Origin of the sequence: Micrococcus sp. UYEF5 (assembly GCF_040546065.1) — a bacterium.
GTDB classification, from domain to species: domain Bacteria; phylum Actinomycetota; class Actinomycetes; order Actinomycetales; family Micrococcaceae; genus Micrococcus; species Micrococcus luteus.
This window is the reverse complement of record NZ_JBEPNB010000015.1, coordinates 1-23,643: the sequence shown is the minus strand read 5'-3', so window position 1 is coordinate 23,643 and position 23,643 is coordinate 1. Positions and strand designations below refer to the sequence as shown.

Here is a 23,643-nt window from a genome sequence, read left to right as displayed (position 1 = left end):
GGTACTGCAGCCGGGAGGTTGTGGGAGAGTAGGTCGCCGCCGGACATTCTTTGAGGGAGGGCCTCGCACTGTTGGTGCGAGGCCCTTCCCGCATTTCTGGACTGTTTTCCCCGCAAGGACGGTCTGCCACAGGCTCCGGGCACTAGCCTGGTCCCCTGAGGACCCGGCCGCGAGGCCGGCACATGAGGAACAGAGACCGCGTTCCCGCGGACCGTCGCGGCGTGACGCCCAGGAAGGACACCATGGCTGAGGACACCCCCCGAGAGCGCCGCGAGGACCGCGGATCCGAGGGCCGCGGGCCCCGTGGTGGCGGTGATGGCCGGCGTCGTGGTGGAGACCGCGACGGACGTCCTCGCAGCGGTGCCGGTGACCGGCGCCGCTCCGGCGGGCCTCACGAGGACCGGCGGCGCGGCCCGGGCCAGGGGGGCGGACGCCCCGAGCGCCGCGGTGCGCCGACGGGCCCTCGTCGCGAGGACCGCGCCGAACGACCCGCGCACAATCCCGGTGACCTCCGAGCGGCGAATCGTGCGGACCAGGAGCGCTCTCCGGACATCGACCCGGACGTGACGGGCCAGGAGCTCGACCGCGGCACGCTCAAGGAGATCAACGGCCTTGACGAGCGTCCTGCCAGCTGGGTCGCCAAGCATCTCGTGATGGCCGGCCGCTACCTGGACGTCGACCCGGCGCTGGCGTTCCAGCACGCCCTCGCCGCGTCCCGCAAGGGCGGCCGCCTCTCACGCGTGCGCGAGGCAGTCGCGCTCACCGCCTACGCGGCGGGGGAGTACGCCGACGCGCTGCGCGAGTTCCGCACCTACCGGCGTATGACGGGCGATGACACCCACATCGCCGCGCAGGTGGACAGCGAGCGTGCCCTCGGCCGCACGGAGAAGGCCCTGCAGCTGGCCGCCGAGGTGGATGCCTCGCGTCTGGACCGGGCGGCGCGGGCCGAGCTGGCCATGGTCGTCTCCGGCATCCGCGAGGACGCCGGCGACCTCCAGGGCGCCCATGAGGCCCTGCAGATCCCGGAACTGGACCGGCGGCGCGGCTACCCCTTCTCTCCCCGGCTGTTCCAGCGTCAGGCCGACGTGCTGCTCGCCCTGGGGCGCCGCGACGAGGCTCGGCTCTGGGCGCGCGCCGTGCGCGTCGCGGAGAAGGCCCTCGGCGTGGGCGGGTTCGCGGACCCGGAGATCATCGACGTGGACACCGAGCCGGTCGAGGACCCCCGGGACCGCCGCCCGTCCCCCCGCGAACGGCGCCACGAGCGGTCTGCGGCCGAGGCCGGTGCGGAGCCGACGGCGGACGGATCCCCGGCCGAGGAGCCGGAGGCCGCCACGGAGCCGCCGGCCGCCGTCGACGCGCCGGACGAGGTCGACCCGAACCAGCTGTCGCTGTTCGACGCCCTCGAGGCCCCGGAGGCGGACGGTCGGTGAGCGCCACGTTCTTCGACGGTCACGACGGGCTGCTGTGCGACCTGGACGGCGTCGTCTACGCCGGAGGCGGCGCGATCGCCGGGGCGGTCGAGACGCTGTCGACGCTGCAGGAACGGGGCGTGCCGGTCGGGTTCGTGACGAACAACGCCTCCCGCGCGCCGGAGTCCGTGGCCGAGCATCTCCGCACGCTCGGGGTGCCCGCGCAGGCGGGGCAGGTCTTCGGCTCCGCACCGGCGGGCGTCGACCTGCTCGAGGAGACGCTGGGCCGCCGCACCGGTCGGGTGCTCGTGGTCGGCTCGGCGTACCTGCGCGCCGTGGTCGAGGAGCGGGGCTACGAGGTGGTCGCGTCCGCGGCGCAGCGTCCCGACGCGGTGATCCAGGGCTTCGACCCCGGTCTCGGCTGGGCCGATCTGGCGGAGGCGGCGTACGCCGTGCGCGCCGGGGCCACCTGGGTCGCCACCAACCTGGACACCTCGATTCCGCGCGCGGAGGGGATCGCCCCCGGCAACGGGGCCCTCGTCGAGGCGGTGGGCCGGGCCACCGGCACCGCGCCCGTCGCGGCGGGCAAGCCCGAGCCACGACTGTTCCGGACGGCGGCCGACGCCCTCGGCCTGGCCCGTCCCCTCGTGGTCGGCGACCGCCTGGACACGGACATCCGCGGCGGCAACGCGGCGGGGTTCGACACGGTGCTCGTCCTGACCGGCATCGACACGCGCGAGACCGCGGGCGCCGCCCCCGGGCCAGACCGGCCGACGTGGGTCCGTGCTCACCTGCCCGCTCTGCTCGCCGGCGGGGCCGAGGCCTCCGCGGACCCACGGCGTGGCTGAGACCGCACGCGCCGACGTCGCCCTGGCCGCTCGGGGCCTGGCACGCTCCCGCACGGAGGGCGCGGCGCTCATCCGCGCGGGACAGGTGCTCCTCGACGGCCGCCCGGTGCGCCGGCCCGCCGACCGCGTGGCCGCCGACGCCACCCTGCGCCTGCGCGACCCGGGCCCGCGGTACGTCTCCCGTGCGGCCCACAAGCTGGTCAGCGCACTCGAGGCGTTCCCGGACGTGGGCGTGGCCGGCCGCCGGGCGCTCGACGCCGGGGCCTCCACCGGCGGCTTCACCCAGGTCCTCCTCGAGCGGGGCGCTGAACGGGTGGCCGCCGTCGACGTGGGCCACGACCAGCTGGCCCCGCCCGTCCGGGCCGACCCTCGCGTCCTCGTGCGCGAGGGGCTCAACGTCCGCGACCTCACGGCCGAGGACATCGACGGTCCGGTGGACCTGGTGGTCTCCGACCTGTCCTTCATCTCGCTGCGTCTCGTCCTCGCCCCGCTCGCGGGCGTGTGCCGACCCGGCGCCGAGCTGCTGCTCATGGTCAAGCCCCAGTTCGAGGTCGGGCGGCGCGCTCTGCCGCGGACGGGCGTCGTGACCGATCCCGACGCCCGCCGCGACGCCGTCGCGGGGGTGGCCGCGGCCGCGCTGGGCGCCGGCCTCGCACCGCGCGGCCTTGCCCGATCCGGCCTGGCCGGCCAGGACGGGAACGCCGAGTTCTTCCTGCGACTCCGCCGTCCCGACGCCACCGCGGCCGACGACCCGGCTGGCGGGACGGGCCCGGCCACGCCCGCCGGCGAGAGCGCCGCCGGGTGGGTCCGGGGCGCGCACATCGACTGGTCCTGACCCCCGACCGGGGGACACCGCCCGTCCACGGGCGCGGGGCCACCGGTTCGCGCGTCCGGTCTCGTGGCTATCCTGGAGCGCAGTGCCCGGCACCCCGGCCCGCGGAAGGAACCATGCCCTACACCCCCGGACGTCGCGTCCTCGTCCTGACCCACACGGGCCGCGAGGACGCCATCAGCGCGGCGCTGCAGGCCACCCGCATGTTCGCGGAGGAGGGCCTGGTCAGCGTCATGCTCGAACAGGACGTGGCCGCCATCCGCGCGGCCGCGGGGGACCCCCCGGAGTTCGCGCCGGAGGCCCTCGGGGTCGACTGCGAGCTCGAGGACATCACCCTCGGCCTCGTCCTCGGCGGCGACGGCTCGGTGCTGCGGGCGGCCGACTTCGTCCGCGGCTACAACGTGCCGCTGCTGGCGGTGAACCTGGGCCACGTCGGCTTCCTCGCCGAGTCCGAGCGCACCGACCTGCACCGCACCGTCCAGGCGATCGCCTCGGAGTCCTACGTGGTGATCGAGCGCATGGCCCTGGACGTCGTCGTGCACGTGGAGGGCCGCGAGGTGGCCCGCACGTGGGCCCTCAACGAGGCCTCCGTGGAGAAGTCCCACCGGGAGCGGATGCTCGAGGTGGTCGTGTCCGTGGACAACTCGCCGCTGACGGCCTTCGGCTGCGACGGCGTCGTGCTGGCCACCCCCACCGGCTCCACGGCCTACGCCTTCTCCGGCGGGGGCCCTGTGGTGTGGCCCTCCGTGGAGGCCCTGCTGTGCGTGCCCATCAGCGCCCACGCCCTGTTCACCCGCCCCCTCGTGGTGGGTCCGCGCTCCACGATCGGCGTGGACGTGCTCACCCGCACCCGCGAGACCGGTGTGCTGTGGTGTGACGGCCGGCGCACCGTCGAACTGCCGCCGCAGGCCCGGATCGAGGTGTCCCGGTCGGCGGAGCCGGTGCGCCTGGCCCGTCTCAACCCGACTCCCTTCGCGGAACGGCTGGTGCGCAAGTTCCGGCTGCCCACGGACGGCTGGCGCGGCCCCGTCACCGCCCAGGAGCGGGCGGGCGTGCTCCACGCGGTGGAGACCGTCGAGCCGCGGCACGCGGGGCCGCGTCCCGACGTCGTCGAACCGGCCACCATGCCGCTGTCGGTGCTCTCGCCCGCGGACATCCAGCGCCACCGCGACCGCGGGGCGCGTCACCCCGGGGAGGACGCATGATCGACCATCTGAGGATCTCGGGGCTCGGCGTGATCGGCGAGGCCACCGTGGACCTGGACCCCGGCTTCACCGTCGTCACCGGTGAGACCGGCGCCGGCAAGACCATGGTGGTCACCGCCCTGGGCCTGCTGCTCGGTGCTCGCGCCGACGCGGGCGCGGTCCGCCGGGGCTCGTCCCGAGCCGTCGTGGACGCCGGCGTGCGCGTGGCCGCGGACCACGCGGCGCTCCGCCTGGCTCAGGAGGCCGGTGCGGTCGTGGACGAGGGCGACGACGGCACCCGCGACCTGGTCCTCAGCCGCAGCGTCACGGCGTCGGGGGAGGGCACACGCTCCCGCGCCGCGGCCGGCGGCCGTTCCGTGCCCGTGGGCCTGCTCTCCGAGATCGGGGCCACGCTCGTGGCCGTGCACGGGCAGAACGACCAGGTCCGCCTCCAGGGCGCCGACGCCCAGCGGCACGCCCTCGATGCGTTCGGCGGCGCCGAGCTCGCCGCGGCCCTGCGGGCCTACCGCGCCGACCACGCCGCCTGGGCCGCCGCGCGTCGGGAGCGCGAGGAGCTCACCACCCACCGCCAGGAGCGGGCCCGCGAGGCCGAGGCGCTCCAGCGCTCGCTCGAGGAGATCGACCTCGCCGACCCGCAGGAGGGGGAGGACGAGGAGCTGCGGGCTCTCATCCGCCGGCTCGAGGACGTCGAGGAGCTGCGTGCCGCCTCGGGGGAGGCGCACGCCCGACTGGCCGGCCCCGACGTGGACGCGATGGACGAGACCCCCGGCGCCGTCAGCCTCGTGGAGGGGGCGCGGCAGGCCGTGCTCGCCGCCCCCGGCGACGACCCCGAGCTCGCCGCCGCGGCCGCGCGCCTGGCCGAGGCCGCCGTCGTGCTCACGGACATCGCCGGCGACCTGGCCCGCTACACCGCTGACCTGGACGCCGACGCGGCCTCCGACCTCGACGCGGCCCAGTCGCGGCTGGCCGAGCTCACACGACTGCAGCGGCTCTACGGGCCGGAGCTCGCCGACGTGATCGACTGGGCCCGGACCCAGCGTCCGCGCCTGGACGAGCTGCAGGGCGACTCCGGCCGCCTCGAGGAGCTCGAGGCGGAGGTCGACCGGCTGGACGCCGCGCTGCGCGAGCGGGCCGCGACCCTCACCGCCCTGCGCACCGCGGCCGCCGAGCGGCTCGAGACCGCGGTGACCGAGGAGCTGCACGCCCTGTTCATGCCGGACGCCTCGTTCCACGTCGGGCTGACGCCGGTCGCCGGGGACGGTCTCGGCCCGTACGGCGCTGAGGACGTCACGCTCGCCCTGCGCCCCCACGCGGGCGTCGAGCCCCGGCCCCTGGGCCGCGGCGCCTCCGGCGGCGAGCTCTCCCGCGTGATGCTCGCCCTCGAGGTGGTCCTGGCCGCCACGGACCCGGTGCCCACCTTCGTGTTCGACGAGGTCGACGCCGGCGTGGGCGGTGAGGCCGCCGTGCGGATCGGGGCACGCCTGGCCCGGCTCGCCCGCCACGTGCAGGTCATCGCCGTGACGCACCTGCCCCAGGTCGCCGCCTATGCGGACCGGCACGTGCGGGTGGAGAAGAACTCGGATCCGGCCGCGGGTGTGACCACCTCCGACGTCGTGACCCTGACGGCCGACGAACGGGTCGAGGAGCTCGCCCGCATGCTCGCCGGCCGCGGGGACTCCGCGGCGGCCCGCGAGCACGCCCGGGAGCTGCTCGAGTCCTCCGCCCGCGAACGCGGCTGACCCGGTCCGCGGACGCCGCCCCGACATGAAAGGATCGCCCCATGCCTGAGATCCCCGCGTCCGCGGGACGCTCGCCCCTGCGCGACCTGCACGTCCCCCGCCCGGTGAAGAAGTCGAAGACCGTCTACGAGGGCCGAGTGTGGGACATCGCCCGGGAGTCGTTCCGCCTGGACCCGGCGGACAAGTCCCGGGATCCGCTGACCCGGGAGCTGATGGTGCACCCGGGCGCCGTGGCGATCCTCGCGGTCCGCACCAAGCTCACCACCACCGGCCCCCGCGAGCAGGTGGCCCTCGTCCGCCAGTACCGCCACCCCGTGGGCATGGAGCTGTGGGAGATCCCGGCGGGCCTGCGGGACGTGGACGGGGAGGACCTCCACCAGGTCGCCGTCCGTGAGCTGGCCGAGGAGGCCGACCTGCGCGCCCGCGAGTGGCACACCCTCGTCGACTACTACACGACCCCGGGCGGCTCCAGCGAGGCGATCCGCGTGTTCCTGGCCCGTCAGATCGAGGAGATCCCCGACGGCGAGCGGCACACCCGGCAGGACGAGGAGGCGGCCATGCCGCTCGTGTGGGTCGGCCTCGACGAGGTGACCGACGCCGTCCTGGACGGCCGGGTGCACAACCCGTCCACCGTCGTCGCCGTGCTGGCCCTGGGCGCCCACCGGGCCCAGGGCTGGCGACGCCTGCGTCCCGTGGACGCGCCGTTCGTCCCCGACCGCCACGGCCCCGGGGCGGACTGGCCCGCGTGAGCACCGACCCGGCCGCCCGGGGGAGCGGCGAGGCCGAGGCCCGTGGGAGCCGTGGGGGCCGGGGCGCGGAGTCCGCGCTCGCGGCCCCGTTCCGCCGCCACCTGGAGCACCTGGCCGTCGAGCGGGGCCTCGCCGCGAACACGCTGGCCGCCTACCGCCGCGACCTCGAGCGCTACCGCCGCTGGCTCGAAGCCCACGGGGTGCGCGCCCCCGCCGACGTCGACCCCGGCCACGTCTCCGGCTTCCTGCGGGCGCTGGGCACCGGCGAGGACGGCGGGCGGCCCCTCGCGGTCCGCTCGGCGGCCCGCGTGCTCGCGGCCGTGCGCGGCCTGCACCGGTTCTGGGCCCTCGAGGGACTCACGCCCGCCGACCCCGCCCGCGACGTCCACCCGCCGAAGCCGGGCGACCGCCTGCCGAAGGCGCTCCCCGTGGAGCAGGTGACGGCGCTGCTGGAGGCCGTGCCCGTCGACACCCCCGCCGGACTGCGGGACCGCGCGCTGCTCGAGTTCCTCTACGGCACCGGCGCCCGCATCTCCGAGGTGGTCGGCCTCGACGTCGACGACGTGGTGGGGCTCGCGCAGACCGGGGACGACGGCGGCCAGCCCGTGGTCCGCCTGTTCGGCAAGGGGTCCAAGGAGCGCGTGGTGCCGATCGGCTCCTACGCGGCCGCCGCGCTCGACGCATGGCTGGTGCGGGGACGGCCCACGATCATGACGGGAGTCACACGCTCCACGCCCGCCCTGTTCGTCAACGCCCGCGGGGGCCGGCTCTCCCGGCAGTCCGCGTGGGCCGTGCTGAAGCGGGCGGCCGAGCGCGCCGGCCTCGAGGCGGACGTCTCGCCCCACACCCTGCGCCACTGCTTCGCCACGCACCTGCTGGCCGGCGGCGCGGACGTCCGCGTGGTCCAGGAGCTGCTCGGGCACGCGTCCGTGACCACCACGCAGGTGTACACCCTCGTCACCGTGGACTCCCTGCGCGAGGTCTACTCCGCCGCGCATCCGCGCGCGCGCTGAGCCCCGCACCTGATACGCTCAAAATCCGTGGTGAAACGAACTTCTCGTACTCAGACGTCCACGCGCGTCACCCGTCACGTGTTCGTGACCGGCGGTGTCGCCTCCTCCCTCGGCAAGGGGCTCACGGCCTCCTCGCTCGGCCACCTGCTCAAGGCGCGCGGGCTCAGGGTGGTGATGCAGAAGCTCGACCCCTACCTCAACGTGGACCCGGGCACCATGAACCCGTTCCAGCACGGCGAGGTGTTCGTCACCGAGGACGGCGCCGAGACGGACCTGGACATCGGCCACTACGAGCGCTTCCTCGACGAGGACCTCGACGGCCTGGACAACGTGACCACCGGCCAGGTGTACTCCACCGTGATCGCCCGCGAGCGCCGCGGCGAGTACCTCGGGGACACCGTCCAGGTCATCCCGCACATCACCGACGAGATCTGCCGCCGGATGCGCCTGCCCGCGGAGCCCCGCGGCGACCGCCCCGCCCCGGACGTGATCATCACGGAGATCGGCGGCACCGTCGGCGACATCGAGTCGCAGCCCTTCCTCGAGGCCGCCCGCCAGGTCCGCCAGGACGTCGGCCGCGACGACGTCTTCTTCCTGCACGTCTCCCTCGTGCCGTACATCGGCCCCTCGCAGGAGCTCAAGACCAAGCCCACCCAGCACTCCGTGGCCGCCCTGCGCTCGATCGGCATCCAGCCGGACGCGATCGTGCTGCGCTCGGACCGGGCCGTCCCCGACGATGTCCGCGGCAAGATCGCCCGCATGTGCGACGTCCCGCAGGACGCCGTCGTCAACTGCGCCGACGCCCCCTCCATCTACGACATCCCCCGCGTCATCCACGACCAGGGCCTCGACGCCCACGTGGTGCAGTCCCTGGACCTGAAGTTCAAGGACGTGGACTGGACCGCGTGGGATGCCCTCATGGACGCCGTGCACCACCCGGAGCACGAGCTCACGGTGGCGCTCGTGGGCAAGTACGTGGACCTGCCGGACGCCTACCTGTCCGTCACCGAGGCGCTGCGCGCCGGTGGCTTCGCCCACCGGGCCAAGGTGGGCATCCGCTGGGTGGCCGCGGACGAGTGCGCCACCCCCGAGGGCGCGGCGGTGGCGCTCGCGGACGTCGACGCCGTGTGTGTGCCCGGCGGCTTCGGCGTGCGCGGGCTCGAGGGCAAGCTCGGCGCGCTGCGGCACGCCCGCGAGCAGCGGATCCCGACGCTGGGTCTGTGCCTGGGCCTGCAGTCCATGGTCATCGAGTACGCCCGCAACGTCCTCGGCCTGGAGGACGCGGACTCCACCGAGTTCGACCCGGAGACCGCCTCGCCCGTGATCGCCACCATGGCCGAGCAGGAGCAGATCGTGGCCGGCGAGGGGGACCTCGGCGGCACCATGCGCCTGGGCGCCTTCCCCGCGACCCTGCGCCCGGGCTCCGTGGTGGCCGAGGCCTACGGCACCACCGAGGTGACCGAGCGCCACCGCCACCGCTACGAGGTGAACAACGCCTACCGCGACCGCCTCGAGGAGGCCGGTCTCGCGATCTGCGGCACCTCCCCGGACGGCGCCCTCGTGGAGTTCGTGGAGCTGCCCCGGGACGTGCACCCGTACTACGTGTCCACGCAGGCCCACCCGGAGTTCTCCTCCCGGCCGACCCGCCCGCACCCGCTGTTCGCCGGCCTCGTCGCCGCCGGCCTGGCCCGCCGCGCCGACGCGGCGGCCCGGCGCTGAGGGGCCGACGACCGGCCCGACACAGTGGTCACGACACGCCGTCGCCGCGCCCGGCACGCGGCGTGTCGTGACCACTCTGCGAGGGCGTCGCACCGATGACGACACGACGACGGCGGGCCGCCCCACCCGGGGCGACCCGCCGTCGTCGTGCACGCGGCACCGCGCCGCGAGCGAATGGGGCGACGTGTCGGAGGTGATCTGCGTCTACACCTCCGACAAGTCGCCCCGACCGCCCCTCACGAGGCTCAGCCCGCCGGCAGCTCCCGCTGCTCGGGGCCGTCGTAGGCCGAGAGCGGGCGGATCAGCGCGTTCGCGGCGCGCTGCTCCATGATGTGGGCGGTCCAGCCGGTGATGCGTGAGGCGATGAAGATCGGCGTGAACAGCTCGGTGTCGAAGCCCATGAGGTGATACGTCGGGCCGGCGGGGTAGTCGAGGTTCGGCTTGATCTGCTTGGCCTCGTCCATGGCCTGCTCCAGACCGTCGTACAGGCCGAGCATCTCCTCGCGGCCGTAGTGCTCGATCATCCGGTCCAGTGCGGCCTTCATGGTGGGCACGCGGGAGTCGCCGTTCTTGTAGACGCGGTGGCCGAAGCCCATGACCTTCTTCTTCTGGGCCAGGGCGTCCTCCATCCATGCCTTCGCTCGGGCGGCGGCGTCCTCACGGGACTCCTCCTTCCGGATGCCGATCTCGTCGAAGGTGTGCATCACGGCCTCGTTGGCGCCGCCGTGCAGGGGGCCCTTGAGCGCGCCGATCGCACCGGTCACGGCCGAGTGCAGGTCGGAGAGCGTCGAGGTGATCACGCGCGCGGTGAAAGTCGAGGCGTTGAACGAGTGCTCGGCGTACAGCACCATCGAGACGCGGAACGCGTCCACGACCTCCGGGGCGGCCTCCTCGCCGAACGTCATCCAGAGGAAGTTCTGCGAGTAGTCCAGGTCCTCGCGCGGCTCCACCACGTCCTGGCCGCGCCGGCGGCGCTGGTCGTAGGCGACGACGGCCGGGAACGCCGCGAACAGGGCCTGGGCCTTCTCCAGCTCGGCCTCGGGGGAGGAGTCCTCCGCCTTCGGGTGGTTCGCGCCGAGCACGGACACGGCGGTGCGTCCGACGCCCATGGGGTGGCAGTCGGTGGGCAGCAGGTCGATGGCCTGCTTCACCTTCGGGTCGAGGGCACGGTGCGCGCGCTCGAAGTGCTCGAACGCGGCCAGCTCCTCGTCCGTGGGCAGCTCGCCCGTCCAGAGCAGCAGCGCGACGGCCTCGAACGAAAGCTGCGCGGCCAGGTCCTGCACGGGATAGCCGCGATACAGCAGGGAGTTCGTCTCCGGGTTGACCTTGGAGATCGCCGTGGTGTCCACGACGACGCCGGCCAGGCCCTTCTTGATCTCGGTCTCGGTCATGGTGTCCCTCCTCGGGGAGTGGGGCCCGCCCGCGCACGGGCGGGCCCGGTGACGGGTCAGAGGTCGGCGTGGTTGGCGCCGATGTCGAGCGTGGGCACGTCGAAGTTGAAGATGCCCGTGTCGAAGGCGTTGTAGCCCTCGTAGTCCACCAGCTCGTAGAGGCGGGCGCGGGTGAGCATCTGCTCCACCTGCGACTGCTGGGTGCCCTCCTCCTTGATGGCGTCGAGCACGCGCTCGGCGGCGCCCATCGCGGAGCGCAGCAGGGTGACCGGGTAGATCACCATCGCGATGCCGGCGTCGGCCAGCTGCTGGCGGGTGAACAGCTCGGACTTGCCGAACTCGGTCATGTTCGCCAGGACCGGGACCCCGAGGGGCTCCAGCTCGCGACACACGGTCTCGAACTCGCCGATGTCCTTCAGGGCCTCCGGGAAGATCGCGTCCGCACCGGCCTCCACGAGCGCCTTCATGCGGGCGATCGCGGCGTCCAGGCCCTCCACGGCACGCAGGTCGGTGCGCGCCATGATGAGGAAGTTCGGGTCCCGGCGGGCGTCGACGGCGGCGGCGATGCGCTTGACCGCGGTGTCGAGGTCCACCATGTTCTTGCCGTCGAGGTGGCCGCACCGCTTGGGGTTGAACTGGTCCTCGATGTGGCAGCCGGCCAGGCCGGCGTTCTCGAACTCCTGCACCGTGCGGGCCACGTTCATCGGCTCGCCGAAGCCGGTGTCCGCGTCGATGAGGCACGGCAGGTCCGTGAGGCGGGCGATCTGCCCGCCGCGCACGGCCACCTCGGTGAGCGTGGTCAGCCCGACGTCGGGCAGGCCCAGCTCGTTCGCGAGCACGCCGCCGGAGATGTAGACCCCGGGGAAGCCCTTCTCCTGGATCAGCTTGGCGGTCAGCGGGGTGAACGCGCCCGGGAACTGCTGGGCGCCGCCCTGCTTCAGGGTCTGCCGCAGGTCGATCCGCTTCTGTTCGGCCGTCTTCGTCGAGTACAGCATCAGAACAGGCCCTTCGGGGCGGCGGCGAGGTCGGCCTCGGACAGGAACGCCGGGTCCGCCAGGATGTTCAGCTGGTCCAGCTCGCCGGGCTGCAGCTCGGCCACGCGCTCGGCGGCGGCCAGGAAGCGGTCCTGCTCCTCCTTCGAGACGATGCCCTCGGCCAGGGTGCGGAACTTCTGGATGTACTGCTCGCGGGCGAACGGCCGGGCGCCGAGCGGGTGGGCGTCGGCCACGGCGATCTCGTCGGTGATGACGGTGCCGTCCTTGAGGGTGATCTCCACCGCTCCGCCGAACGCCTTCTCCGCGAGGTCCAGCGAGTGGTAGCGGCGGGTCCACTCCGGGTCCTCCACGGTGGTCACCCGGTGCCACAGGGCCACGGTGTCCTCGCGCTGGGCGCGCTCGGGGGCGTAGGAGTCCACGTGGTGCCAGGAGCCGTCCTGCAGGGCCACGGTGAAGATGTAGGGGATCGAGTGGTCGAGGGTCTCGCGCGAGGCCGTCGGATCGTACTTCTGCGGGTCGTTGGCGCCCGAGCCGATCACGTAGTGGGTGTGGTGCGAGGTCTTGATCAGCACCGACTCGACGTTCGCCGGGTCGGTGGCCTCCGGGTGCTCCCTGTGGAGCTTGCGGGCCAGGTCGATCCAGGCCTGGGCCTGGTACTCGGCCGAGTGCTCCTTGGTGTAGGTGTCCAGGATGCCGCGCTTGGGCTCGCCCTGCTCGGGCAGCGGCACCTCGTAGGAGGCATCCGGGCCGTCCAGCAGCCAGGCGATCACGCCGTCCTCGCCCTCGTAGATCGGGACGGGCGAGGTCTGGCCGCGCATGGCGCGGTCCACGGCCTCGACGGCCATCTTGCCCGCGAACGCCGGGGCGTGGGCCTTCCACGTGGAGATCTCGCCCTTGCGGGACTGGCGGGTGGCGGTGGTGGTGTGCAGGCCCTGGCCGATGGCCTGGAAGATGGTCTCGGTGTCCAGGCCGAGCAGGGTGCCGATGCCGGCGGAGGCGGAGGGGCCGATGTGGGCCACGTGGTCGATCTTGTGGCCGTACAGGTTGATGGACTTCACGAGGTCCACCTGGATCTCGTAGCCGGTGGCGATGCCGCGGATCAGGTCCTTGCCGGAGCGGCCGGCATGCTGGGCGACGGCGAGGATCGGCGGGATGTTGTCGCCCGGGTGGGAGTACTCGGCGGCCAGGAACGTGTCGTGGTAGTCCAGCTCGCGGACGGCCACGCCGTTGGCCCACGCGGCCCACTCGGGGGAGACCTTCTGCTCCACACCGAACACGGAGGCGCCCGCACCGCCGGTGGAGACCGGGTGGGACAGGGCCTGGGCGCGGGCGGCGACGATCGGGCCGCGCTTCAGCGAGGCGACGGCGACGGAGGCGTTGTCGATGATCCGGTTGATGATCATCTCCTCGACCTCGGGCAGCACCTCGACGTCGTCGACGGCCACCTCGGCCAGCTTCCAGGCCAGCTGGTCCTTGCGCTCGAGGTTCTCCTCGGAGCGGTGGACGCGCACGTGATGGTTCTTCATGGTCGGTCTCCTTCGGTGGGGGTCAGCAGGGTCGGGGTCTCCTCGGCGCGGCCGCGCCGGGTCAGATGGTGGAAGGCGTGGTGCAGGTGGACCCGCGTGGTCGCCTCCGCGAGGTCCGCGGCGCCCGAGCCGACGGCGTCGGCGATGTCCGCGTGCTCCGCGGCGGAGGCCGCGAGGCGGGCCGGGTCGTCGGCGGCCAGTCGGCGCAGGCGCGCCAGGTGCAGGCGCAGGGTGCGCAGGGTGGAGACGAGGTAGGGGTTCGCGGCGGCCTCGTCCAGCCGGCTGTCCAGCTCGGCCGTCATCGCGTAGTAGTCCGCGGGGTCGGTCCCGCCGCGCAGGGCCGCCTCGGCCTCCTGGAAACGGCCCGCGAGGACCGTGAACCGCTCGGCCGCCTCCGGGGTGGCCCGCTGCGCGGCCCGGCGCGCCAGGAGGGACTCGAGGGCGATGCGCAGGTCGAACAGCTGGTCCGCCTGTTCGAGGGACAGGTCGGCGACGACGATGCCCCGGCCCGGGGCCTGCTCGGCCAGGCCGTCGGCCACCAGGCGGGAGAGCGCCTCGCGCAGAGGGGTGCGCGAGATGCCCAGGCGTTCGGCCTGCTCCACCTCGCCCAGGCCCGCGCCCGGAGGGAGGGACCAGTCGAGGATCTCCGCCCTCAGGGCCTGGTACGCCCGCTCACTCGCTCGCATGCCGCCAGTGTATACACAACAGTCCCGCCGAGGGCAGGGGGTGTGTCCGATGCGCGTGCCGGGCGACGCCGTCCACGGGGAGCGTCGTCCGGCGTGCGGGGGCTGGGTGGTGCGTCCCCGGCGCGGGTCTCGCGCGTGCCGCCACGCCTCACTGACGGGGCACGAAATGTATACAGATCCCTTGCCCCCTGTGATCCACGGCACTACCCTGGGCGCATGGCGACCCACGATGCCCCCGCCGAAGACCGCCCCTCCGGCGCGTACGCCGACGCCCACGCCCGCTCCCTCCGCGACCCCGAGGGGTTCTGGCTCGACGCGGCGCGCGCCATCGACTGGACCGTCGCGCCCACGCGCGCCCTCGACGACTCCGCCGCGCCCCTGTACCGCTGGTTCCCGGACGGCGAGCTGAACACCGCCTTCAACTGCCTGGACCGGCACGTCGAGGCGGGCCGCGGGGACGCCGTCGCGCTGATCCACGACTCCGCGATGACCGGTGAGGTCACCCGCTACACGTACGCCGAGCTCACGGACGCGGTGGCCCGCCTGGCCGGCGCCCTGGCCGCGCGCGGCGTCGGCAAGGGCGACCGCGTCCTCGTGTACCTGCCGATGATCCCGCAGGCCCACATCGCGATGCTGGCGTGCGCGCGGCTCGGCGCGGTGCACTCCGTGGTCTTCGGCGGCTTCGCCCCGCGCGAGCTCGCCTCCCGCATCGACGACGCCGCCCCCGACGTCGTGCTCACCTGCTCCGGCGGCATCGAGCCCAAGCGCCGGGTCGAATACCTGCCCGCCGTGGCCGAGGCGCTCGAGACCGCCGCGCACCCCGTGCGCACGGTGCTGGTCCACCACCGCGAGGGCTTCGAGACCGCGCTCGCGGACGCCGACGGGCGCGGGGGCGCGAGCTGGGAGGACTGGGGCGAGGCCGTCGCGGCCGCCGAGCCGGCCGACTGCGTCCCGGTGCAGGCCACCGACCCGCTGTACGTGCTCTACACCTCGGGCACCACGGGCAAGCCGAAGGGCGTCGTCCGGGACAACGGGGGCCACGCCGTCGCCCTGCGCTGGACCATGGAGCACATCTACGACGTCGGTCCGGGGCAGGCGATGTGCACGGCCTCGGACGTGGGCTGGGTCGTGGGGCACTCCTACATCGTCTACGGCCCGCTGCTGGCCGGGGCCACCACGGTCATGTACGAGGGCAAGCCCGTGGGCACGCCCGACGCCGGCGCGTTCTGGCGGCTGATCGAGGACCATGGCGTGCGCTCCTTCTTCACGGCCCCCACGGCGCTGCGCGCGATCCGCCGCGCCGACCCCGAGGGCGAGCTGCTCCAGGCCCACGACCTGTCCTCCCTGCGGCACTTCTTCGCCGCGGGCGAGCGCCTGGACCCGGAGACGCAGCGGTGGATCGAGGGCCTGCTGGGCATGCCGGTGATCGACCACTGGTGGCAGACCGAGACCGGGTGGGCCATCGCGGCGAACCCGGTGGGCCTGGAGCAGCTGCCGGTGAAGATCGGCTCGTCCTCGGTGCCCTCGCCGGGCGTCGATCTCGTGGTCCTGGACGGCCTGGGCGAGCCCGTGCCCGCCGGGACCGAGGGCAACATCGCCCTGCGGCTGCCGCTGCCCCCGGGCACCCTGCCCACCCTGTGGGGCGACGACCAGCGCTACATCGACTCCTACCTCAGCGCGTTCCCCGGCCATTACGCGACCGGTGACTCCGGCGTCGTGGACGAGGACGGCTACGTGTTCGTGCTCGGCCGCACCGACGACGTCATCAACGTCTCCGGGCACCGGCTGTCCACGGGCGTCCTCGAGGCCGCCCTGGCCGCCCACCCGGCGGTGGCCGAATGTGCCGTGATCGGCATCGCGGACCCGCTCAAGGGCCAGCGGCCCTCGGGCTACGTGGTCCTCAAGTCCGGCGTCGAGACGCCCGAGGCCGGCTCCGAGGCCGAGGCCGCGCTCCTGGACGAGCTGCGTCAGGCGGTGCGCCGCGAGGTGGGCCCGGTGGCGGACTTCCGCGACGTCGTCGTGGTGGACGCGCTGCCCAAGACCCGCTCGGGCAAGATCCTGCGCAAGACCATGCGGCAGATGGCCGACGGCGAGGAGTACGCGGTGCCCTCGACCATTGAGGACCCCGCCGTGCTCGAGGCCCTGGCCGGGGTGCTGCGCCCGGCGGGCTGAGCGCCGCCGTCGTCCCGGGAACGCCAGGCACTAGGGTGGAGGAAGATCCGGACACGCCGACGACGGCGGCCGCGGCGTGCCGCGGCCCGCGGCCGGGCATGCAGACCACCGTGGAAGGAGCCGGCGCCGCCGTGACCTCGAGAGAACCGATCCCCGTGATGACGATCCACGGTGAGCCCGTGCTCGGGCCCACCGGCCGGCCCAAGCACGACTTCCCGGAGCCCGCGCCCCTGGCCTCGCACGGCCCGGCGCGGATCATCTCGATGGTGAACCAGAAGGGCGGCGTCGGGAAGACGACCTCCACCATCAACCTCGGCGCCGCGCTCGCGGGCTACGGGCGCAAGGTGCTCATGGTGGACTTCGACCCCCAGGGCGCCCTCTCGGCCGGCCTGGGCGCGAACCCCCACGAGCTCGACACCACGGTGTACAACGTGCTCATGGAGCGGTCGGTGACCGCGAAGGACGCGATCCTGTCCACCGACTTCGAGAACATGGACCTGCTGCCCGCGAACATCGACCTGTCCGCGGCCGAGGTGCAGCTCGTCAACGAGGTGGCCCGCGAGCAGGTCCTCGAGCGCGCGCTGCGTCAGGTCCGCGATGACTACGACGTGGTCCTCATCGACTGCCAGCCCTCGCTGGGCCTGCTGACCGTGAACGCGCTGACGGCCTCGCACGGCGTGATCATCCCGCTGACCGCCGAGTTCTTCGCGCTGCGCGCGGTCGCGCTCCTCGTCGAGACGATCGAGAAGGTGCAGGACCGGCTCAACCCGGACCTGGAGATCGACGGCGTGCTGGCCACGATGTTCGACCAGCGGACCCTGCACTCCAAGGAGGTCGTGGGCTCGCTCGTGGCCGGCTTCGGGGACCGCGTGTTCGAGACCGTCATCAAGCGGTCCATCAAGTTCGCCGACGCCACGGTGGCGGCCACGCCCATCACCCTGTTCGCCGAGAACCACGACGGGGCCAAGGCCTACCGGCAGCTCGCCCGCGAGCTGATCTGCCGCGGCGGCGCGCCGTGACCGTCCGCTGACCGCCGACGACGCCGGCCCGGTCCCGTCGCGGGACCGGGCCGGTTTTCTCCGCGCTCGCGGCCGGGGGAGCGGTGGCCGGGAGACGCGACGCCGCCGATCTGCGAGAATGAAGCCGGGCGTGTCCGTCTCCGGACCGTCCCTCACCCCCTGACCCGTCCGCCGCCGGCCCGACCGGCGCCGTTGACGCGCACCCGAAAGGACGCCCTCCCCATGAACTCCCGCAAGCCGCGAGGCTCCGGACGCACCCCCGCCGTCGGTCGACGGGGCGGCCCGTTCCAGGAGCGCGACTTCCAGCGACAGATCGGTGCCCGCCGCGGCGCCGCCGCCCCCCGTGAGGAGGCCCCCTTCGACGAGGACGCCGTGCCGCGCACCCGCGGTCGCCGCGGCCGCGGCGCCGGCGCCGCCCGGGCCAAGGCCGCCCACCTCGACCGCATCCACGACGAGTCGGGTGAGCGCCTGCAGAAGGTGCTGGCCGCCGCGGGTGTGGCGTCCCGGCGCGTGAGCGAGGACCTCATCGCCGAGGGCCGCGTGGAGGTGGACGGCGTCGTCGTCACCGAGCCCGGCGTGCGCGTGGACCCGGCCAAGGCCGTCATCCGCGTGGACGGCATCTCCGTGCAGACGGACGTGACCAAGCAGTACTTCGTCTTCAACAAGCCCCGCGGCGTGATCTCCACGATGGTGGACCCGGAGGGCCGGCCCTCGATCGCCACCTACCTCAAGCCCGGGCAGGAGCACCTGTTCCACGTGGGCCGCCTGGACAACGAGACCGAGGGCCTGCTCATCCTCACCAACGACGGCGAGCTGGCCAACCGCCTCACCCACCCGAGCTACGAGGTCCCCAAGACCTACGTGGTCCAGACCCGCGGCCCGCTGGCCAAGGGCGTCTCCAACCGCCTGCGCGAGGGCGTGGAGCTCGAGGACGGCGTGGCGCAGGTCGACTCGTTCAAGCTCGTCGACTCGACGCCGGGCCACGTGCTCGTCGAGGTCGTGCTGCACTCGGGCAAGAACCGCATCGTGCGCCGCATGTTCCAGGAGATCGGCCACCCGGTCGAGCGGCTCGTCCGCGTCAAGGTGGGCCCGATCCTGCTGGGCGACCAGAAGCAGGGCACCGTCCGCGCACTCAACGCGCAGGAGCTGGGCCACCTCAAGGCCCTGGTCGGCCTGTGAGCGCGCCCGCCGAGTCCGCCGCCAAGCTCGGTGACGGCCCGGCCGGGATCCCGCAGCCCGTGCTCGTCCGGGGGACCGGTCTGCTGGGCGCCTCGATCGGCATCGGGCTGAGCGCGGCCGGTGTGGACGTGCGCCTGCACGACCCCTCGCCCGCCGCCCTGGCCGTGGCCGCGGACATCCGCGCCGGACGCCCCGCCCGCCTGGACGCCGAGGGCGACGACCTCGACGTCGCCCCGGGACTCGTCGTCGTGGCCGCGCCGCCGGACGTGACCGCCGACGTCGTGGTCGACTCGCTGCGCCGCTGGGCCGCGGCCGTGGTGGTGGACATCGCCTCGGTGAAGGAGGCGGTCGCCGCGGGCGTGCGCGCCGCCGTCGACGAGGCCCGCCTGGCCCCGCAGGACGCCGACCGGTACCTCGGGACGCACCCGATGGCCGGCTCCGAGCGGTCCGGTCCCGTGGCGGCCCGCGGCACCCTGTTCACGCAGGCGCCGTGGGTGCTGTGCCCGACGGACACGACCCAGCCGGACGCCCTCGCGGCCGGTCGGGCCCTCGCGCTGACGCTGCAGGCCACCCCGTACCGGATGGCCGCCCGCGCCCACGACGAGTCGGTCGCGCTGATCTCGCACCTGCCGCAGATCGCCGCCTCGCTTGTGGCCTCCCGCCTGCAGGACACCCCGGACCAGGCGCTCGCCCTGGCCGGCAACGGGCTGCGGGACACCACCCGGATCGCGGCGTCGGACCCGCAGCTGTGGGTGCAGATCCTCTCCGGCAACGCCGGGCGGATCGTGCCGGCGCTGCACGGGCTGCGGGCGGACCTGGACCGGTTGATCCGCACCCTGGAGGACCCCTCCGCCCCCGGGGCGCGGCTGGACATGGCGCAGCTGATCGCCGAGGGCAACGCCGGTCGGGCGCGGGTGCCCGGCAAGCACGGGGCGCCGCCGCAGGCGTTCGCGGTGGTCACGGTGATCGTGGACGACGCCCCCGGGCAGATCGCGGCCCTCCTCGACGAGGTCGGCCGCACGGACGTGAACGTGGAGGACCTGCGGCTCGAGCACGCCTCGGGCCACCGGGTCGGCATGGTGGAGATCTCCGTGCTGCCCGGCCGCAGGGATGAACTCGTGGCGGCGCTGACCGCCGCCGGATGGAAGGTGGTCTGAGATGACCGAGCACACCCGCGACGACGTCGCACCCGCGCCGCTCGTGGTGGCGGTGGACGGGCCCTCGGGCTCGGGCAAGTCGTCCGTGTCCAAGGCCGTGGCCCGGCGTCTCGGCGCCGCGTACCTGGACACCGGCGCCATGTACCGCGCCGTGGCGTGGCACTGCCTGAACGAGGGCGTCGACCTGGCCGATGCGGAGGCCGTGGCGGCGGCCGCCGTCGCCATGGATCTGGACCAGTCCACCGACCCGGACGTCGAGGCCGTGCGGGTCGGCGGCACGGACGTCACCGAGGCGATCCGCGGCCCCGAGGTCACGGACACGGTCTCCACCGTCGCCGTGGTGATCCCGGTACGCGAGGAGCTGCACCGTCGCCAGCGGGCGGCGATCGCCGCCGCGGGCCGGATGGTCGCCGAGGGCCGCGACATCACCACGGTGGTGGCCCCGGACGCCCACGCGCGCGTGCTGCTCACGGCGTCCGAGGCCGTGCGCACCGCCCGCCGCTCGGGCCAGCTGGCCGCGGCGGGGGAGACCGGCGTCGACGCCGGCACGCTGCACCGTCAGGTGGCCGGGCGCGACGCCCGCGACGCCACCGTGTCCACGTTCGACCGCCCCGCCGACGGGGTGGCGCTCGTGGACTCCACCGAGCTCGACTTCGAGCAGACCGTGGCGGCCGTCCTGGCCGCCGTCGAGGACCAGGCCGGCATCCCGGCCGTGAAGGGAGGCCGACGATGACCGAGAACCCCCAGCACCGCTCCGGTGAGGACGAGTTCGTCCCCGCCGGCGACGATCAGGTGGCCGAGCGGCTCGCCGCCATGACCGAGGAGGAGGCCGAGGCGCGTGCCGCGTCGTTGCGCGCCGGCCTGGCCGACTATGAGCTCGAGGAGGACGACGCCGCCCTCCTCGACGCGTGGCAGCTCGGGCCGGACGAGGACGTCGACGCGCCCGTGCCGCCCGTGCTGGCCGTCGTGGGCCGGCCGAACGTCGGCAAGTCCACGCTCGTCAACCGCATCATCGGCCGTCGTGAGGCCGTCGTGGAGGACGTGCCCGGCGTGACGCGCGACCGCGTCTCCTACGACGCCGAGTGGAACGGCCGCGAGTTCACCGTGGTGGACACCGGCGGCTGGGAGCACGACGCCAAGGGCATCCACCGTCGCGTGGCCGAGCAGGCCGAGCTGGCCGTGGACGTGGCGGACGCCGTCGTGTTCGTGGTGGACGCCACCGTCGGCATGACGGCCACGGACGAGGCCGTGGTCTCGATGCTGCGCCGCAAGGACCGCCCCGTGATCGTGGCCGCCAACAAGGTGGACGACATGGTCCAGGAGGCCGACGCCGCCACCCTGTGGTCGCTCGGCTTCGGCTACCCGTACCCGGTGTCCGCGGTGCACGGCCGCGGCGTCGCGGACCTGTTGGACGCCGCGCTCGAGGCACTGCCGGAGGAGTCCGCCCACGGCGGTCTCGTGCCGCGCGGCGGCCCGCGCCGGATCGCCCTCGTGGGCCGGCCGAACGTGGGCAAGTCCTCGCTGCTGAACAAGCTGGCCGGCTCGGACCGCGTGGTGGTGGACGACCTGGCCGGCACCACGCGCGACCCCGTGGACGAGCTCGTGGAGCTCGGCGGACGCCTGTGGCGCTTCGTGGACACCGCCGGCATCCGTCGACGGCAGCACATGGCCCACGGCGCCGACTACTACGCGTCGCTGCGCACTGCCTCGGCCCTGGACCGCGCCGAGGTGGCCGTGGTGCTGCTCGAGGCGCCGCAGGTGATCTCTGAGCAGGACGTGCGCATCCTCCAGATGGTGCTGGACTCCGGTCGCGCCCTCGTGATCGCGTTCAACAAGTGGGACCAGGTGGATGAGGATCGGCGGCTCCAGCTGGCCAAGGAGATCGAGCGGGACCTGGCGCACGTCGCGTGGGCGCCGCGCGTGAACATCTCCGCGAAGACCGGCTGGCACAAGGACCGTCTCGTCCCCGCGCTGGACCTCGCCCTGGACTCATGGGACACCCGTATCCCCACGGGCAAGCTCAACGCGTTCCTCGGCGAGCTCGTGGCGGCCCACCCGCACCCGCTGCGCGGCGGCAAGCAGCCCCGCATCCTGTTCGCGACCCAGGTCTCGAGCCGGCCGCCCAAGTTCGTGCTGTTCACCACCGGGTTCCTGGACCCCGGGTACCGCCGGTTCATCGTGCGCCGCCTGCGCGAGACCTTCGGGTTCGAGGGCACGCCCCTCGAGATCGGGATGCGCGTGCGCGAGAAGCGCGGTCGCCGCCGCTGATCCGGCCCCGCCCCCGACGACGTCCCTCGACCACCCGCGTCGGGGGACGTCGTCGTCCCGGCCGGCTCCCACCGTTCGTCCACCTTCGCCTCGTAGCCTGAGGGCATGAGCCTCATCCGACGTCGCCCCGCCGCCCTGTCCCTTGCCACCCTGGCCGCGCTCGCGCTGGCCGCATCCGGCTGCGCGGTCGACGACGGCGCGACCCGGGCCGCGCTGCAGAGCGCGGAGGACCGGCTCGCCCAGGCCGAGGACCGGATCAGCGAGCTGGAGGCGGACGCCTCGGACCGCGTGGACCTGGGGCAGCTGCGCCAGGAGGCCGAGGGCGCCCTCGAGGAGGCGGACCAGCGCGCCGCCGAGGTCGTCGAGGACCTGACGCGATCGCTGCCCTCCGGTTCGGACATCGTCGACGTCGAGGCCCTTCGGGAGGACGGGAAGGTGGTCATCGAGTACGGCCAGTCCCTGCTCGAGGCCGATCCCCAGGTTCTCGAGGACACGATGCGGGAGGCGGCGGACCGGGCGCGCGACGCCATCCCGGACCTGGAGGACGTCGAATTCCGCGTGGGGGACCGAACCTTCACGTTCTGAGCCTGCGACGGGGCTCCGTGAGGCCCCCGACACGCCCCTGCGACGCGCCCGGAACGGCGGATCGGAGCGGCTCAGCGTGTTACACTTCTCACGTGCGCGACTGCACCCTCAGTCATGAGAGGGTTCGTGCAGACCGCCAGGCCCACCGGTACGCCGGGGCCGCGGTCGCTGGGGGACTCTCGGTCGGGTGGCCCTCGGTCAAGGGATGAGGGGTTCACGTCTGTGAAGAGGACGTGGGCCCCTTGTTCACGTTTCGGGGGTGTCGTGCCGTTCACCCCTGACGACGACGACCCGGCGGGCCCGCTCCCGATTCGCATCCGGCGGTGCGGGTGGGGTATGCTCGTCGGGTGCCGAAGCGCGGATGACCGCGATTCGCCACGGGCTATGGCGCAGCTTGGTAGCGCGCTTGACTGGGGGTCAAGAGGTCGTGGGTTCAAATCCCGCTAGCCCGACCACGTTCCCACGGGTCAGAGTCCGCATCTGACGAGGGAAAATGGAATGAGGCCCAGGTACTCCCTCGAGGGGAGCGCCTGGGCCTCTTTCCGTGCCTGACATATTCCTTAGCACAAACTGATCGAGACAGACCCTACGGTTCGGCGTTCGGCTCGACTTATATCCCCGGGAATTCAGAACTTCCTCAGTGGCCGAGCGGCTCGATCCAAAATCGATCTCGTCGGTGACCAGAGCGTTGGCCCTGAAGCCCCCTGGGTCTGATGGAGACTCGCGCTATTTGATTCCGACAACTGTTCGCGGCCGGCCTCGACAGCATAGAACGTGTCCTCGAACTCGGCGGGTGGGACGTCGCCGAGGTAGCCGTGGAGGCGTTGCGTGTTGTGCCAGGACACCCACCCGAGGGTCGCGAGCTCGAGGTCCTCGACCGTCCGCCAGGGACCTGGCCGTGCGGGTCCGCGGACGAGCTCGGCCTTGTAATAGCCGTTCACGGTCTCGGCCAGGGCGTTGTCGTAGCTGTCCCCGACGGTCCCGATCGACGGTGTCGCTCCGATCTCGGCGAGGCGTTCGCCGTAGCGAATGGAGGTGAATTGGGCGGGTTCAACCGGTCGTTGCAACACCGTGCGTTGAGAGCGAGCGTAGCTGCTCGGCGAAGACCTCCGCGGGAGTCTTCCAGTCCAGGACCTTCCTGGGCCTGTTGT

General features: G+C 73.6%; 19 protein-coding genes, 1 tRNA gene and 1 pseudogene. 16 read left to right on the top strand and 5 right to left on the bottom strand.

Annotated features, from left to right (window positions below):
• Positions 1-563 precede the first annotated feature (563 nt).
• From ABIB16_RS10825 to pyrG, 8 genes are all read left to right on the top strand, one after another.
• Positions 564-1,430: a hypothetical protein gene (locus ABIB16_RS10825; protein WP_230278193.1), complete on the top strand. Its 867-nt coding sequence runs from the start codon at positions 564-566 to the stop codon at positions 1,428-1,430.
• On the top strand, positions 1,427-2,257 hold the full coding sequence (locus ABIB16_RS10820; RefSeq protein ID WP_123244153.1) for an HAD-IIA family hydrolase: 831 nt from the start codon (positions 1,427-1,429) through the stop codon (positions 2,255-2,257). The genes ABIB16_RS10825 and ABIB16_RS10820 overlap by 4 nt, the downstream gene beginning before the upstream one ends.
• A complete protein-coding gene (locus tag ABIB16_RS10815; RefSeq protein WP_123244154.1) occupies positions 2,250-3,092 on the top strand; it encodes a TlyA family RNA methyltransferase in 843 nt (280 codons plus the stop codon). Before ABIB16_RS10820 ends, ABIB16_RS10815 begins: the two co-directional genes overlap by 8 nt.
• Before the next feature lie 113 nt (positions 3,093-3,205).
• On the top strand, positions 3,206-4,294 hold the full coding sequence (locus tag ABIB16_RS10810) for an NAD kinase (RefSeq protein WP_065573206.1): 1,089 nt from the start codon (positions 3,206-3,208) through the stop codon (positions 4,292-4,294).
• Positions 4,291-6,033 (top strand): DNA repair protein RecN, encoded by a 1,743-nt coding sequence (gene recN / locus ABIB16_RS10805; RefSeq protein ID WP_061866978.1) that lies wholly within the window; start codon positions 4,291-4,293, stop codon positions 6,031-6,033. The genes ABIB16_RS10810 and recN overlap by 4 nt, the downstream gene beginning before the upstream one ends.
• Before the next feature lie 41 nt (positions 6,034-6,074).
• Entirely contained in the window at positions 6,075-6,782 is a 708-nt protein-coding gene (locus ABIB16_RS10800; RefSeq protein WP_041102685.1) for an NUDIX domain-containing protein, read from the top strand.
• Positions 6,779-7,795 carry a site-specific tyrosine recombinase XerD gene (gene xerD, locus ABIB16_RS10795; protein WP_036315732.1) on the top strand — a complete coding sequence of 339 codons (1,017 nt, stop codon included), beginning with the start codon at positions 6,779-6,781 and terminating at the stop codon, positions 7,793-7,795. Before ABIB16_RS10800 ends, xerD begins: the two co-directional genes overlap by 4 nt.
• A gap of 9 nt (positions 7,796-7,804) precedes the next feature.
• On the top strand, positions 7,805-9,514 hold the full coding sequence (gene pyrG / locus ABIB16_RS10790; protein ID WP_080695883.1) for a CTP synthase: 1,710 nt from the start codon (positions 7,805-7,807) through the stop codon (positions 9,512-9,514).
• Positions 9,515-9,759: 245 nt separating this feature from the next.
• Here pyrG and ABIB16_RS10785 read toward each other — a convergent pair whose 3' ends face one another.
• Genes ABIB16_RS10785 through ABIB16_RS10770 form a run of 4 tightly spaced genes read right to left on the bottom strand, consistent with a single transcriptional unit; the run spans position 9,760 to position 14,112 of the window.
• On the bottom strand, positions 9,760-10,905 hold the full coding sequence (locus ABIB16_RS10785; RefSeq protein WP_354436279.1) for a bifunctional 2-methylcitrate synthase/citrate synthase: 1,146 nt from the start codon (positions 10,903-10,905) through the stop codon (positions 9,760-9,762).
• Between the two features lie 56 nt (positions 10,906-10,961).
• Positions 10,962-11,900, bottom strand: a complete 939-nt coding sequence (prpB, locus tag ABIB16_RS10780; protein ID WP_061866975.1) for a methylisocitrate lyase — start codon at positions 11,898-11,900, stop codon at positions 10,962-10,964.
• Complete coding sequence (locus ABIB16_RS10775) at positions 11,900-13,426, bottom strand: MmgE/PrpD family protein (RefSeq protein WP_102708776.1); 1,527 nt, start codon at positions 13,424-13,426, stop codon at positions 11,900-11,902. The genes prpB and ABIB16_RS10775 overlap by 1 nt, the downstream gene beginning before the upstream one ends.
• The gene (locus tag ABIB16_RS10770; RefSeq protein WP_020628108.1) at positions 13,423-14,112 is read right to left on the bottom strand and encodes a GntR family transcriptional regulator; all 690 of its coding nucleotides are present in this window, start codon (positions 14,110-14,112) and stop codon (positions 13,423-13,425) included. The genes ABIB16_RS10775 and ABIB16_RS10770 overlap by 4 nt, the downstream gene beginning before the upstream one ends.
• A gap of 216 nt (positions 14,113-14,328) precedes the next feature.
• Here ABIB16_RS10770 and ABIB16_RS10765 point away from each other — a divergent pair, with 216 nt between their 5' ends.
• From ABIB16_RS10765 to ABIB16_RS10730, 8 genes are all read left to right on the top strand, one after another.
• Positions 14,329-16,284 carry an AMP-binding protein gene (locus tag ABIB16_RS10765; protein WP_354436278.1) on the top strand — a complete coding sequence of 652 codons (1,956 nt, stop codon included), beginning with the start codon at positions 14,329-14,331 and terminating at the stop codon, positions 16,282-16,284.
• 158 nt (positions 16,285-16,442) lie between these two features.
• Complete coding sequence (locus ABIB16_RS10760; RefSeq protein ID WP_061867171.1) at positions 16,443-17,303, top strand: ParA family protein; 861 nt, start codon at positions 16,443-16,445, stop codon at positions 17,301-17,303.
• Positions 17,304-17,525: 222 nt separating this feature from the next.
• Entirely contained in the window at positions 17,526-18,482 is a 957-nt protein-coding gene (locus ABIB16_RS10755) for a pseudouridine synthase (RefSeq protein WP_036338127.1), read from the top strand.
• The gene (locus tag ABIB16_RS10750; protein WP_354436277.1) at positions 18,479-19,639 is read left to right on the top strand and encodes a prephenate dehydrogenase; all 1,161 of its coding nucleotides are present in this window, start codon (positions 18,479-18,481) and stop codon (positions 19,637-19,639) included. Before ABIB16_RS10755 ends, ABIB16_RS10750 begins: the two co-directional genes overlap by 4 nt.
• Position 19,640: 1 nt before the next feature.
• Positions 19,641-20,372: a (d)CMP kinase gene (gene cmk, locus ABIB16_RS10745; protein WP_041102682.1), complete on the top strand. Its 732-nt coding sequence runs from the start codon at positions 19,641-19,643 to the stop codon at positions 20,370-20,372.
• Positions 20,369-21,907, top strand: a complete 1,539-nt coding sequence (der, locus tag ABIB16_RS10740) for a ribosome biogenesis GTPase Der (RefSeq protein WP_063189215.1) — start codon at positions 20,369-20,371, stop codon at positions 21,905-21,907. Before cmk ends, der begins: the two co-directional genes overlap by 4 nt.
• A 105-nt stretch (positions 21,908-22,012) precedes the next feature.
• Entirely contained in the window at positions 22,013-22,492 is a 480-nt protein-coding gene (locus tag ABIB16_RS10735) for a hypothetical protein (RefSeq protein WP_020628098.1), read from the top strand.
• A gap of 378 nt (positions 22,493-22,870) precedes the next feature.
• A tRNA-Pro gene (locus ABIB16_RS10730) sits at positions 22,871-22,947 on the top strand.
• 306 nt (positions 22,948-23,253) lie between these two features.
• Here ABIB16_RS10730 and ABIB16_RS10725 read toward each other — a convergent pair.
• Positions 23,254-23,535, bottom strand: a pseudogene (locus ABIB16_RS10725) (integrase core domain-containing protein); the annotation flags it as partial.
• Positions 23,536-23,643 lie beyond the last annotated feature (108 nt).